Origin of the sequence: Bacillus sp. FSL E2-8868 (assembly GCF_038005505.1) — a bacterium.
GTDB classification, from domain to species: domain Bacteria; phylum Bacillota; class Bacilli; order Bacillales; family Bacillaceae_G; genus Bacillus_A; species Bacillus_A mycoides.
In genome coordinates this window covers 1,316,857-1,329,578 of record NZ_JBBOTI010000002.1, presented here as the reverse complement: position 1 = coordinate 1,329,578, position 12,722 = coordinate 1,316,857, and the positions used below count along the sequence as shown (strand labels likewise).

Below are 12,722 nucleotides of genomic sequence, written 5' to 3'. Positions count from 1 at the left end.
CCTTTGTTTGAACGTGAAAATTTCTCCCATCCCCTTTAATATTTTTATAAGCCGTAAAGAAAAAGACCTGGTGTTTACACCAGGTCTTTTTCTTTTGCTATCCATTTCCAATAACGCTCGCACTTCACTTCAATCATTTGTACTTTTCGTTTTAGTTGTAATTTTTTTAGTTCACGCTCTATTTCTTGTTGAGGGCAGTCATATATAAATGAGATTTCCTTTGAAGAAATAAATTGTGTTGCTTCTAGTAATACTTCTAAAGGAGGTAATGGTTCTGGCTCAATTTCGCATTTTACCAGTTCTTTTAATAGCTGTACGTATACATCATAGGAATAAATCCCTGTGATTTTAATACCTTCCTCATCTGAATTTGCATGAAAAAATAGGAGGGAAGGTATTTCTGTAATATGCATCTCATTTGTGAATTTTAGGTCGCATTGGAAAGCTTTTTTTGCGCTAACTGAGTGTAGGTCTTTTTTAAATTCCTCTACATCAATGCCACTATCTTTAGCACATGTAAGCAATAATTCACAGTCAGGGTTTGATACATTTTCAAGGGAAATGTATTCTTGGAGTTTTCGCAAAAACTTCGAACCTGCTTTTCGGCCTTGCAACTCCGCCGCCTTAATTGCCATCGAAACTAAATACGGTGTTGACGACGCCTCTTGCATATGTACTTTTCCATCACATGAAAAACCTTGTAAACTTGTTGTCTTTTCCCACACAAATCGAATATTAGCAGGTTTATTCCATTTGTGTGAGGAAGCGTTTGCCCCGTCCACTTTTCCTGTTACTATATGACGAATAGAGAAGTATTTCCCATACTCAAGCCATAGTTTAATAATAAATGGCTCGATATCCCAGCAATCTTTACAAAGTGGATCAATAAATAAATATGCTTCTACAGATTTATGCTCGCATGTGGAAGGAGAAGGCATATTTATATGCTTTGCTTCCTGCTTATCCATTACACTTCACCTGTTTCATTTGGAGTATTGACCATATGTTGAGCAGTTAATGCTAAACGTTCAAAAACAAACTCTCTTATATGACCGTGCACTCCTGTATCATCCATTGCTTGCTCCATACATGACAGCCAAGCTTCTGCGCGTTTTGGAGTAATCTCAAACGGAAGATGGCGTGCTCTTAGCATAGGATGCCCATGTTCTTCAGTGTATAAATTAGGACCACCTAAATATTGTGTTAAAAATTGTTTCTGCTTCCTAGCAGTTTCTGTTAAATCATCCGGGAAGATCGGAGATAAGTCAGGGTGTTCACTGACATAGGAATAAAATGTATCCACTAATGTTGCAATGCATTGTTCACCGCCGATTGCTTCAAATGGTGTCATCGGTTGCTTGCTCATCCTTTATAAACCCCTTTTTCCATGAAATGTATATCTATTGTAGCAATGGAATGTTATGAAGAGCAACTAAACAGCCTTCATAACATTCTTTGCTTATTCTATATGTTGCTAATAAATCTTTTACTTTTCAAAAAGGTGAAATGTAGCCGTAAGTACAGCTCTTCTTGACTGATGGAAATTTTACTTTAGCGCTCTTCGTTTTGTTTGGCAAGGAAAAAGCGTTTTACTTTGTTGTTTGTATGACGAACTGGTACGTTATGTTGCTTTAATAACCTTATAAATGCTGCTTTACCGGTCTTTTCATCTTGCACTTCGTATTCAATTTCATAATCATCGTGATTGTAATAGAAACTATGATCAAAGACAAGCGTTCCGCCTTCAAATAATATTTCAGCTCTTTCTGTTGTTAAACTACCCATATAAGTTAAAGAGGAAACGGGAATTTGTAATTTGTGTAGCTGATCCATTACAGTTCCTTGAATGATTGTGTTTGTTTCCATCATAAGTTGTGCTTCTTTTTCTGTTACAGACTGATGAGTTTCTAATAAACCAATTTCAGCAGGTTGTTTTAATGTTAATGTATAAGTTCCATCTTTATGACGAATACGAAGTGCAGAGCCCGTATCTTTTAAAGAGGAGTGAGGCGTTTCAAAGTAGTGATTTACTTGTTTTGTAAATGCTTCAATAGAAAAAGATTTGCATAATGTTTGGAATTCTTCCTCTGTAACCATATTTTTAAATTCAATTTCAATTTCTTGTGTCATTGTATGCGCTCCTTTTGAAAAATAATTCTTTCCACATTATCGCTTTTTCGCAAATTTGGTTCAATGTTTTATTTGTTTGCGTCCATGTTATGATACAATAATACTGTTAAGTAAGACAGGAAGTTGAGATGGAGGAGTTCGAGTATGCAAAATAAAATTCAAGTTAAGAGCGTAGAAACGAGAGAGAATGCGCTTATTTTTTGTGCGGAAAATACTGAAATAGAGGTAAAGGAGTTAAGTGCGCGTAATCACGTACTTGTAGACTCAGACAATTTATCATTTTTATATATCTTAGAAAATGAATCATCTTTCATTTATGTAAGTATTCCGCATACATGCTGGGAAGCAGTGCATGAAGCGATGAATAAAGATACAGCGATGTTTATTCGCGTGAATGATGTTGAAATAGAATTAGAAGGATTAAAAGAAGAAGTAGAATATTTAGTTGAAAATATTGAAGGTAATGCAAATTACGGAGAAGAACTAGTAACTGCTGTAGAAAAAGTGTTTCTATAAGCAAATGGATTGATTTTGGTGGTGGTTGAAATGAATCGTAATTGGGAAGAATTTTTAGCACCGTATCACCAAGCGGTGGCGGAGCTGAAAGTGAAACTAAAAGGAATGCGTACTCAATTTGCAATGTTAACGGAGCATTCTCCAATTGAGTTTGTAACAGGAAGGGTAAAGTCGGTTGCAAGTATTATTGATAAAGCGGAGAAGAGAAATGTACCGCTAGACCGAATTAGAGAAGATATGCAGGACATCGCGGGCCTTCGAATGATGTGTCAATTCGTAGATGAGATTAAGCCTGTTGTAGAATATCTTCGAAAACGAAATGATTTTGACATTGTAGAAGAACGTGATTATGTAACGCAAAAGAAAGATAGCGGCTATCGCTCTTACCACGTTGTCATTAGTTATCCTGTTCAAACGATACAGGGGGAGAAAAAAGTGTTAGTTGAAATTCAAATTCGCACGTTAGCAATGAATTTTTGGGCAACGATTGAGCATTCTTTAAATTACAAATATAGTGGACGTTTTCCTGAAGATATTAAAATACGCTTACAACGTGCAGCGGAAGCGGCGTTTTTATTAGATGAAGAAATGTCTTCCATTCGTCTTGAAATTCAAGAAGCGCAAAAGGTCTTTTCACGAAAGCAGGAAACGAAAGATTCTGAATCATAAACTAAAGGGTGTTGGGCGATGAAATTTACAATTATGTCAAAGGGAGATCAATCATCAGATACACTAGCAAGTACGATGAAAGAATACTTGTTAGATTTTGGGTTTACAATGGATGAAAAGGAACCTGATATTGTAATTTCTGTTGGGGGAGATGGAACGCTTTTATATGCATTCCATCGTTACTATAATCGATTAGATGAAACCGCATTTGTTGGTGTACATACAGGGCATTTAGGTTTCTATGCAGATTGGTTACCGACGGAAGTAGAGAAGTTGGTGATTGCAATCGCTAAAACACCGTTCCAAGTGGTTGAATATCCACTTTTAGAAGTGATTATTCGCTATGTGAATGGTAGTAAAGAGTCGCAGTATTTAGCGATGAATGAAGCGACTGTAAAAAGTGCAGAAGGTACATTAGTAACAGAAGTGGAAATACGCGGAGAGTATTTCGAAACGTTTCGCGGAGATGGTCTTTGTATTTCTACTCCTTCAGGAAGTACCGCGTATAATAAGGCGCTTGGCGGAGCAATTATTCACCCTTCTATTGAAGCGATTCAAATTGCAGAAATGGCATCTATCAACAATCGTGTATTTCGTACGGTAGGTTCGCCGCTCGTACTGCCGAAGCATCATACATGCGTTTTAAAGCCGGCTGCAGGAATGAACATGCAAATTACCGTGGATCATTTGACGATGGTTCATCAAGATGTGAAATCAATTCAGTATCGCGTTGCAAACGAGAAAGTACGATTTGTTCGTTTCCGTCCGTTCCCATTCTGGAAACGTGTTCGTGACTCGTTTGTTGCAGATAAATAGAGAGGGTTTATATATTTGAACAGATTTACATTGAAATGGGATATAGGGCTGGCTGAAGAGGGAACTTTAGTTAGAGAATTTTTGAAAACAAAAGGGATTTCGAAAGCTGCTTTAACGGATATAAAGTACCGCGGGGGAGCAATTGAAGTAAACGGTCAACACACAAGTGTTCGTCACAAGTTACAAGCTGGTGAAGAGTTACAAATCTTTTTTCCAGTGGAGGAAAGAAGTGAAGGGATGGAAGTGGAAGATATCCCTTTATGTATCGTATATGAAGATGATGCGGTTCTTGTTATAAATAAAGAAGCAAATATGTCGACGATTCCGTCTAGGGAGCACCCGTCAGGAAGTATTGCAAACGCTCTTTTATATCATTATGATAAACAAAATCTTGCAAGTACGGTGCACATTGTGACGAGGTTAGACCGTGATACTTCAGGGCTTATGTTAATTGCGAAAAATAGATTCGTTCACCATCTTTTATCGAAGCAGCATCAACAAAAAGGGGTGAAACGAACGTATGAGGCAATCGTTCATGGGACTATTTTAGAAGAAGTAGGAACGATTGACGCGCCAATCGGACGAAAAGCGGATAGTATTATCGAGCGAACTGTTTGTGAAGATGGTCAAAGAGCTGTTACTCATTTTAGAGTGATGGAGAGTTCTTCCGATAAGACGCATGTAGCGCTTGAGCTCGAGACGGGAAGAACACATCAAATTCGTGTACATATGGCATATATAGGACATCCGCTACTTGGGGATGATCTATACGGTGGCCGAAGAGATGTGATAAAACGTCAAGCGCTGCATAGTACATCTTTGACGTTTTATCATCCTATTTTAGAAAAGGGAATGACTTTTACCGTAAGTATCCCAGAGGATATGCAATACGCTTTACATAACAATTAAAAGGGAACAAAATTCTTATCATAAAAAGAATTTTGTTCCCTTTTTTTAGCGGAATAATATTAAAATTTGATTTTCACCAGTACGTTTTATAACGAAAAAGCCACTTTCAGCTTTCGTGGCAATGCCGTCATCATTCGGACGACAATATCCGTGTGTTTCGCAAGTGCCGTCATCACGTACTAACATTTGTCCAATTAATCCGACAGGAAGCCACTCAGTACGGTCTCTTCTTGATATATACTTACAAGCTGGATCCCATTCTGTATTTAAAAGAGGTCGTATTTCTTGCGTATCCGTACGCGTATATTGACGTTTTCCGAAGCTGTCTGTTTTATAGCGTTTTTGCCAACTTAAAGCACCGCTATTTCCTATGAGAGCGGGGGTAGCGCTAGATATTCCTAATATGAATGAATCATTTGAAGTAGCTTTTCGAATTTTTTCTTCGCTACTAAATGTAATGAAATAGCCGATATCAATAGGGCTATGATCTGCTGCCTCAAACATTTGTGCAAAATCAGTACCACCTGCATTGTAAGAAGCACCATCGATATACATTTCTCCGTTATGGGCAAGCCATTTGGCACCTATATTATAATCAGTGTCATTTGTCCCATTTGCGATAAACCAGGAATAAGCTTCTTCTGCTGTACCAAATTTACCCATAATATGGCTGCCTGCAAAATTAGCTGTTGATGTATGATTTCCTTCCGCATGAGATGAGAATCCGTTAGCGATAGTTGCGGTTCCTTCTGCATGTGCTGCTTCGCCCAAAGCAATTGCATGTTTTCCTTCTGCATGAGAATAAGAGCCACCTGCTGTCGTTTCACTTCCTTCGCTATGCGAACTATGTCCAGTTGCCTTTGTTTTTGTCCCTTCTGCATGAGAAAAGGGACCCGTTGCATGTGTAAGAAGCCCTTCTGCATGTGAAGCGATTCCATCAGCTTTAGAGTGAAGTCCTTCTTTATATGCGTGACGAGCTCCTTTGTTATTTTCTTTTTTTATAGGTGTAGGTACAGGAGCCTGAATAGGGGCGGATCTTTCTATTTGTACATCGTTGCCCGAGATTAATGCTTCTTTTATTTTTTTTACTTGATTTATAATAGTAGCTGGAATTTCTGGTTGTACTTTTTCCTTTATTGCTGCAGGAATGTTTTCTTCTATATTTTCTTGTATCTTTTCCGAATTAAGCACAGGTTCATCATTATTAGAAGCGAGCTTCTTTTTTTGTTTTGCTTTTATTTTCCTGCTATCTATAATTCGCCTCATAACAGCATTTTCTAAAGAGACATATGTTTCTCTCGGTTTGCTTTTTTTTGATGACTCTTGTTCTTCTATTTCTTCTATAGCTGCAGCTCGAATACTGCACCAGTTGTTAATTCCATACATGGGATGGTATAAAGGGTGGAATTTTCTTTTTTGTTTAGAAGATTTTTTCTTCATTCCGTCACCTCCTGCGACAGTATATGCCGTGCAATTAAAAAAAGATGCACTTTATTGCATCTTTTTTTAATTGCTTTATCTAGTTTTAGTGTGGAATATGTCTAGAAAACACCATGATCCTCTGCAAATCGTGAATTGTATTAAGTAGAGGTATTTATCCCGATTGGTGCGGGCTAATAATTAGTGGCGGATGAACAAAACCCCCACTGATTAAAGTTTCACTTTATGAAATTGGGCGGAACTTTTCAGGGACAAAAGGTAGGGAAGAAGGGACAGAAACGGTCTCCAACTCAGGGTAACGTAGTCCAGTTAGTTTACCACCAAATACAGCACCAGTATCAATATTGACTGTATGATTCACAAAGCGAGGTTCATTGACAGGTGTATGTCCATAAACAATCCATGTTTCACCCTTATACTCTTTCGCCCAATCTTGGCGGACAGGTGAGCCGTCAGGGTGTTTTTCGCCTGTAATATCACCATATAATACAAAGGTTTGTACTTTTTTATCTTGTCTTCCTATGTAATCTTGCCGAATACCAGCGTGACAGACGGTTAAATTTTTTTCATCCAGTATGTGATATAGCGGTGATTGTTCGTAAAGAGTAATGAATTTTTCTTTTATTATTTGTTGCTTATTAGAAGGCAATGCTTCATATTCTGCAACAGTTGTTTCGAGCCCATGAGCGATTGTAACATTACGTCCAAGGAAGAAACGATACAGTTTATTACAGTGATTCCCTGGAGCATAATAAGCATCTTTTCTATTTATTACGAGCTCCCATACAATTTCAATCATCCGTAATGAATGAGGACCTCGGTCTGTAATATCACCAACGAATGCAAGCCTTCGTTTTGCGTTATGAATTGGGATACCACTATCCCAGCTATACCCTAGTTTCGTTGTTAAATCTTGAAACTCTTGGAAGCATCCGTGAATATCACCTATAATGTCATATTTCATATTTAAACCTCCAGCTCATTTTTTCATTAGTATATCTAAAATGGACATAGAAAAAAACCATACCGTTTTTCGATATGGTTCATTTAAACATAAAGATTTTAGTTCTTGAGCGTACGTTTAAAATAAATCCGATAGCAACCATATATGTGAGCAGTGAACTCCCGCCGTAGCTCATAAGCGGTAACGTTATTCCTGTAATAGGGAGTAAACCAATTGTCATCCCAATATTTTGGAATACTTGGAACGTAAACATTCCAATTGTACCAGCGCAAATATAACTACCGAAAGGTTCATTGCTTTCTAAAGCGATATGGATCATTCGGTAAATGAGTAAGAAAAAAAATGAAATAATAACACTTGCTCCTAAAAAACCGAATTGTTCAGCGATATTTGTAAAAATAAAATCTGTATGTGGCTCTGGAAAATATACTTGTCTATTTTCCCATCCTTTTCCTTGCATCTCTCCTGATCCAGTAGCTAAAAATGCTTGTCTTAATTGGTATCCTTGTGCGTCATATTCATAAGGTGCAAGCCAACCATAGAAGCGATTTAATTGATATTCTTTTAGAATGTGCTCTTTAAAGAACTCTGTATGCGTGAAATAAATATATGTTAAAGTAGAGCCTATGGCGAAAATACCGGAGGTTAATCCGAGGATAAAGCGCCAACGTATACCAGAAACTAAAACCATTGTTGCAAGCATCGCTGAAATGACCATTGTGTTTCCTAAATCAGGTTCTTTTGCGATTAGAAGTAGTGGAGGTAAACTAGCTGCAAATATTTTTAAAAGTAAAATGAAATCTTCACGAGTTGTCCGAAAAAGGTATTTTTCATTATGATTCGCTATAATTCGTCCAACGACGATAATCAAAAATAATTTCATAATTTCAGAAGGCTGAAAGTTTCCGATGCCTGGAAGTCTGTACCACGCGGTAGCCCCTTTAATTGTAACGGCGCCAGGAACTTGAAGTTCTAGGCCAATTAGAAGTATGAGTGCAAAGCTATATAAATACCAAGCAATTTGTTTATAGCGATCGAAATCAATAACCATAATAACACCAATGGCGATAAATCCAATGGCATACCATTGGATTTGTTTTAATACAAAATTTACGTTTTGTAAAAATGGTGGTAAAGAAGCTTGTGCACTTGCGATAGCGAAGCAGCTAACAATCCCAATGGCAAATAAAATGAATATTAATATGTAGTCTATTTGATATTGAGTGTTCGGATCTTTCACTGTATGAATTCCTTTCTACTGCTCTCTATATTAGTGGGTTTTAGTTGGTGCATCACATAGTTTAAAAAGAATGTATGAACTATACGCATTATTCACGTAAAGCTCACACATTTTATTTTCGCAGAATAGACTAATGATGTAGCTCTTTTATAATTATGTCCAAACAATGGGAAAGACGTACATGTGCATCTGGAATGAGGTTTGGTAGCTGGCTATAATATTCTAAGGAACCTTTACACCATTTATAAGCGCTAATTAGACCTAGTCTATAATCTGTATTATCTTGTAAAAATCCGTATTCTTTTGAAGTTATAACGAGGTGCGTAAAATCCTCAGATCCTTCAAGGAGCTTGCTGTGTATTTGTTGCCCAGTATGGTAGCGAAATTGGCTTAAAGGTTCGGATATGTATACTGCGTCTCCTTTAGAAAGTAAGGAAATCCATGATGCCATATCGACACTACAAGAATAGTGCCTTCCTTTTAGCGTGCCGAAAGGTTCAGTGAGTAACTGTTTTCTAAACAGAATAGTTGTAGGTTCACCGATAATGTTATGTCCACCTTTTAACATCCAGTCGCCTAAAAATATTCCGTTTAATTGAATGTCTTCGCTATATAATCTTTGTGTTGGATGAGCATCTCCAATTAAATTCCCGTGATCATCAATACGTACTCGATAAGAAGTTATAAGAGCGAGATTTTTATTTGTGTCTTGCTCAAAATAAGCCATCATTTTTTGTATTTTATGATTATAAAACACATCATCGTCCATTAAAAAATTTATATACTCCCCATTAGATTTCTCTAAGAGCATAAGATCGTTATGAAATTGTCCTAAAGTAGTGGTATTTCGAATGTATGTTATGTTTTTATAATTAGGTAAATACTGTTCATTTATTAAGATTTCTGTTTCATCATTTGTACTATCGTCTCCTATAATAATTTCAATGTTTGGATAAGTTTGTGCTAATGCACTTTCTAGAGCAATTTTGAAATAATGTGGTCGATTATAAGTGGGAATAAGGATGGAAACGAGAGGTGACTTTTTTTTATTATTCATACGAAACTACCTTTCAGAAGCTTTTTTTGTAAGAACGATATCTTGATAACTTGTATACTCATTTCTGCCGCACCATAAACCATAATGCGGTTTATTAATTACCTCTAAGCCATGTTTATTTAATAAGGTGCGGATATCTTCTTCAGGATAGGCAACTGCGAAATTAGGAATATCTTTATTCACAACATAACAATTTTCAATTTGATGATAAAAACCTAATGTACTTAGCCCAGAATTTAAGTAATAGGATGATTCAGGGTTAATGAGAAAGAAGGTAATAAAACATCTCCCATCTTTTTTTAGAACACGTACAATCTCAGATACGTAATGTTCTAATTCTTTCGGAAGGAGATGGGTAAATACAGAAGTTAAAAAAATAAAATCGAATGAATCGTCTTCATATGGAAATTTGTATTGAGAAGCATCTTCTTTTCCTTCTGGGTTGTAGAATTGATTATATATATCAACGTGTTCAAAATGGAAATTACTACGGGCAGTTGAAATATTATTTTTGCACCATGTAATGCCATCTTTAAATAAATCAAATCCATAATAAGCTCCATCATCACCTAAGTAATTCATTAATGGAACCGCCATTCGACCGACACCACAACCTACATCTAACACTGTTTCATTGGATTTTAAACTGCCAATTTGAATAAAATGCTTTATGAATTCTTTTCCAACCTTTTGAAAGTCGCCACCTACATATTGGACGAGTTCGGGAGGTGGGATTAATGCGATTTTTTTTTCAAGCTCGCTCATAATTTCACTCCTTCCTTGTAGTAAATAGGGAACCAACATTTTTAATATGCAGCTAACATTTTATAGTGGGAGGGGAAACGATATTAGAACTGTTGCGATATGTAAAAAGCTCCCTAGAACAACTGGAAATAGTAATGGGAGCTTTTGTTTTTATTTATCATGCTATTGGCGAAGGCTAATAATTAGTGTGAGATGGAGAAACCCTAACTGAATAAAGTTTCGCCCTATTCTTTTCGCCAATAAACCCCGAATACATCAATTTTAGTAATAGGAGCTTTTAAGTTTCTTTGATTTCTAAAGTCTGTCACGGCCTCTGCACAAGCTGGTAGTCCATAGTCATCAATAATAATATAGCCGCCCTTAGAAACTTTATCGTATAAGTTCACGAGACCATCCATTGTGGATTCGTACATATCACCGTCAAGGCGTGCAATTGCAATTTTTTCTATTGGTGCTGTTGGTAAAGTATCTTTAAACCAGCCTTTTAAAAATTTTACTTGATCATTTAATAAATCATATTTTCTAAAATTCTCTTGTACTTGTTCTAAAGAAACGCGTAAGTAATCGAAAGAGTGTAAATAATCTCCGTAATCTTTCGGATAGTGTTCTAAATTCGGTGTTGGCAAACCTTCAAATGAATCTGCAACCCACACATTACGATTAGTAATGTTATTTGCCTGTAAAAAACCATTCATAAAAATGCACGATCCCCCGCGCCACACACCTGTTTCAATAAAATCACCTTCTATATTTTCACGGACAACTGTTTCTAGTGCTTCATGTAATTGATTCATTCGTTCCCGGCCGATCATACTGTGTGCTGCTCTTGGCCAATCCATCCCATCTTGACGTTCACTTTTTAAAACATCTGGTTTTACAATTTTCAAGTTATGGTTTTCAGCATATTGCTTAATGAATAAAGGAAGTGGTACGGTAACTGGTTCATATGGAAGTTCCTTAGAAATATGTAATGAAGCAGGTAAATATGGCTCATACTCTAGCCATATTTCAAATAAAATTGTTTTCTTTAACAACTCGAGATAAAGCTGAACAGCAAATTTATTTTCCATATTTGTGCCTCCTGCAAAATGTCATACAACAATATGATTATGTAGATAGTGAAAGTTTCATGCTTGAATTCATAATTGAAAAAGCAGTAAAACTGATATCAGTTTTACTGCTAAGTAAAAAAATTAAGCGATTTTTTCAATAATAATGGATGCACTTGTACCAAGAGCTAGAGATAATCCAAGTCCTGTAACGACAGCTTCAACCATTGATGGCGTTATTGTAATTTGTGTAATTGCCTGGATAACGAGAGGCGCTCCAAGTGAGATTAAACTTGTTCCAGCGCCAGGTATATTAACGCCGTTCACTTGAATTGCAAGGCTACCTAATATACTTACTGCTGCAGTATATGCGATAACAGTAATTTTATAGAATCCAGTTTCACTTATGATGAAAGTATCAGCGTCTAATTGAGAAATTGCTGTACCAAACTGAGATCCAACCGTGTTAAACGGTACAGGATCATTAATTCCAAGAGCTAAAGAAACTGTAGCAGAGTTAAATGCATACAATCCTGCTGGAAGTCCTAATCCAGATGGCCCAGTAGGCCCAGTAGGCCCAGTCGGTCCAGTCGCACCAGTCGCACCAGTTGCACCAGTGTCTCCAGTCGGCCCAGTAGGTCCAGTTGCGCCAGTGTCTCCAGTCGGCCCGGTAGGTCCAGTTGCGCCAGTGTCTCCAGTCGGCCCAGTCGGTCCAGTTGCACCAGTGTCTCCAGTCGGCCCGGTAGGTCCAGTTGCGCCAGTGTCTCCAGTCGCGCCAGTGTCTCCAGTCGCGCCAGTTGTACCAGTGTCTCCAGTAGGCCCAGTCGGTCCAGTAGGCCCAGTCGGTCCAGTAGGCCCAGTCGGTCCAGTCGGTCCAGTCGGTCCAGTAGGCCCAGTTGGCCCAGTAGGTACGGTAGGTCCAGTAGGTCCAGTAGGCCCAGTCGGTCCAGTAGGCCCGGTTGGAAGTGTAAACGGTGGTATTGGTGGTAAAGTTGGACCTACAAGATTAGGATCAAATGCACTAGCTGATAAGAATTCATCAGGATTTAAGCCATCTGAATAATTATTATTTGACATAAATTCACCTCCATAAAGCTTTCATTATATAGTAGATGCAAAATCACAAGAAAATGACACGGACATTTGAATTATTAAAAAGAAATCTTA

At 37.4% G+C, this 12,722-nt stretch carries 14 protein-coding genes; 4 read left to right on the top strand and 10 right to left on the bottom strand.

The window, feature by feature from the left end:
• Window positions 1-74: 74 nt before the first annotated feature.
• The 3 genes from NSS74_RS17750 to NSS74_RS17740 all read right to left on the bottom strand — a co-directional run bounded on the left by NSS74_RS17750 (window position 75) and on the right by NSS74_RS17740 (window position 2,130).
• Window positions 75-968: a ClpXP adapter SpxH family protein gene (locus tag NSS74_RS17750; protein ID WP_002140839.1), complete on the bottom strand. Its 894-nt coding sequence runs from the start codon at window positions 966-968 to the stop codon at window positions 75-77.
• The gene (locus NSS74_RS17745) at window positions 968-1,366 is read right to left on the bottom strand and encodes a globin domain-containing protein (protein WP_000043388.1); all 399 of its coding nucleotides are present in this window, start codon (window positions 1,364-1,366) and stop codon (window positions 968-970) included. The genes NSS74_RS17750 and NSS74_RS17745 overlap by 1 nt, the downstream gene beginning before the upstream one ends.
• Window positions 1,367-1,551: 185 nt before the next feature.
• Entirely contained in the window at window positions 1,552-2,130 is a 579-nt protein-coding gene (locus NSS74_RS17740; protein ID WP_002140842.1) for a CYTH domain-containing protein, read from the bottom strand.
• A 144-nt stretch (window positions 2,131-2,274) separates the two neighbouring features.
• On the opposite strand from NSS74_RS17740, the gene NSS74_RS17735 reads away from it, so the two are divergent.
• Genes NSS74_RS17735 through NSS74_RS17720 form a run of 4 tightly spaced genes read left to right on the top strand, consistent with a single transcriptional unit; the run spans window position 2,275 to window position 5,040 of the window.
• A complete protein-coding gene (locus NSS74_RS17735) occupies window positions 2,275-2,646 on the top strand; it encodes a UPF0738 family protein (RefSeq protein ID WP_002030390.1) in 372 nt (123 codons plus the stop codon).
• A 30-nt stretch (window positions 2,647-2,676) separates the two neighbouring features.
• Window positions 2,677-3,315 carry a GTP pyrophosphokinase gene (locus tag NSS74_RS17730; RefSeq protein WP_002125951.1) on the top strand — a complete coding sequence of 213 codons (639 nt, stop codon included), beginning with the start codon at window positions 2,677-2,679 and terminating at the stop codon, window positions 3,313-3,315.
• 18 nt (window positions 3,316-3,333) lie between these two features.
• The gene (locus NSS74_RS17725; RefSeq protein WP_002011365.1) at window positions 3,334-4,131 is read left to right on the top strand and encodes an NAD kinase; all 798 of its coding nucleotides are present in this window, start codon (window positions 3,334-3,336) and stop codon (window positions 4,129-4,131) included.
• A 15-nt stretch (window positions 4,132-4,146) separates the two neighbouring features.
• Window positions 4,147-5,040 carry an RluA family pseudouridine synthase gene (locus NSS74_RS17720; protein ID WP_002140843.1) on the top strand — a complete coding sequence of 298 codons (894 nt, stop codon included), beginning with the start codon at window positions 4,147-4,149 and terminating at the stop codon, window positions 5,038-5,040.
• A gap of 45 nt (window positions 5,041-5,085) precedes the next feature.
• Here NSS74_RS17720 and NSS74_RS17715 read toward each other — a convergent pair whose 3' ends face one another.
• From NSS74_RS17715 to NSS74_RS17685, 7 genes are all read right to left on the bottom strand, one after another.
• Window positions 5,086-6,480: a peptidase G2 autoproteolytic cleavage domain-containing protein gene (locus NSS74_RS17715; protein WP_002140844.1), complete on the bottom strand. Its 1,395-nt coding sequence runs from the start codon at window positions 6,478-6,480 to the stop codon at window positions 5,086-5,088.
• 223 nt (window positions 6,481-6,703) lie between these two features.
• Window positions 6,704-7,444 carry a bis(5'-nucleosyl)-tetraphosphatase PrpE gene (gene prpE, locus NSS74_RS17710; RefSeq protein ID WP_002086958.1) on the bottom strand — a complete coding sequence of 247 codons (741 nt, stop codon included), beginning with the start codon at window positions 7,442-7,444 and terminating at the stop codon, window positions 6,704-6,706.
• Window positions 7,445-7,523: 79 nt separating this feature from the next.
• Window positions 7,524-8,684, bottom strand: a complete 1,161-nt coding sequence (locus NSS74_RS17705) for an FtsW/RodA/SpoVE family cell cycle protein (RefSeq protein ID WP_002030401.1) — start codon at window positions 8,682-8,684, stop codon at window positions 7,524-7,526.
• A 130-nt stretch (window positions 8,685-8,814) separates the two neighbouring features.
• Complete coding sequence (locus tag NSS74_RS17700; RefSeq protein WP_002030400.1) at window positions 8,815-9,741, bottom strand: glycosyltransferase family 2 protein; 927 nt, start codon at window positions 9,739-9,741, stop codon at window positions 8,815-8,817.
• 6 nt (window positions 9,742-9,747) lie between these two features.
• Window positions 9,748-10,506, bottom strand: coding sequence for a class I SAM-dependent methyltransferase (locus tag NSS74_RS17695; protein WP_002030399.1), 759 nt, complete (start codon window positions 10,504-10,506; stop codon window positions 9,748-9,750).
• Window positions 10,507-10,730: 224 nt separating this feature from the next.
• A complete protein-coding gene (locus tag NSS74_RS17690) occupies window positions 10,731-11,576 on the bottom strand; it encodes a TylF/MycF family methyltransferase (protein WP_002140846.1) in 846 nt (281 codons plus the stop codon).
• Between the two features lie 123 nt (window positions 11,577-11,699).
• Entirely contained in the window at window positions 11,700-12,632 is a 933-nt protein-coding gene (locus NSS74_RS17685; RefSeq protein WP_340814026.1) for a BclA C-terminal domain-containing protein, read from the bottom strand.
• Window positions 12,633-12,722: the final 90 nt, after the last annotated feature.

Bases quoted from the DNA above. Each gene is read 5' to 3' on its own strand.
- NSS74_RS17750 (WP_002140839.1), bottom strand. From the start codon at position 968: ATGGATAAGCAGGAAGCAAAGCATATAAATATGCCTTCTCCTTCCACA.
- NSS74_RS17745 (WP_000043388.1), bottom strand. From the start codon at position 1,366: ATGAGCAAGCAACCGATGACACCATTTGAAGCAATCGGCGGTGAACAA.
- NSS74_RS17740 (WP_002140842.1), bottom strand. From the start codon at position 2,130: ATGACACAAGAAATTGAAATTGAATTTAAAAATATGGTTACAGAGGAA.
- NSS74_RS17735 (WP_002030390.1), top strand. From the start codon at position 2,275: ATGCAAAATAAAATTCAAGTTAAGAGCGTAGAAACGAGAGAGAATGCG.
- NSS74_RS17730 (WP_002125951.1), top strand. From the start codon at position 2,677: ATGAATCGTAATTGGGAAGAATTTTTAGCACCGTATCACCAAGCGGTG.
- NSS74_RS17725 (WP_002011365.1), top strand. From the start codon at position 3,334: ATGAAATTTACAATTATGTCAAAGGGAGATCAATCATCAGATACACTA.
- NSS74_RS17715 (WP_002140844.1), bottom strand. From the start codon at position 6,480: ATGAAGAAAAAATCTTCTAAACAAAAAAGAAAATTCCACCCTTTATAC.
- prpE (WP_002086958.1), bottom strand. From the start codon at position 7,444: ATGAAATATGACATTATAGGTGATATTCACGGATGCTTCCAAGAGTTT.
- NSS74_RS17700 (WP_002030400.1), bottom strand. From the start codon at position 9,741: ATGAATAATAAAAAAAAGTCACCTCTCGTTTCCATCCTTATTCCCACT.
- NSS74_RS17695 (WP_002030399.1), bottom strand. From the start codon at position 10,506: ATGAGCGAGCTTGAAAAAAAAATCGCATTAATCCCACCTCCCGAACTC.
- NSS74_RS17690 (WP_002140846.1), bottom strand. From the start codon at position 11,576: ATGGAAAATAAATTTGCTGTTCAGCTTTATCTCGAGTTGTTAAAGAAA.
- NSS74_RS17685 (WP_340814026.1), bottom strand. From the start codon at position 12,632: ATGTCAAATAATAATTATTCAGATGGCTTAAATCCTGATGAATTCTTA.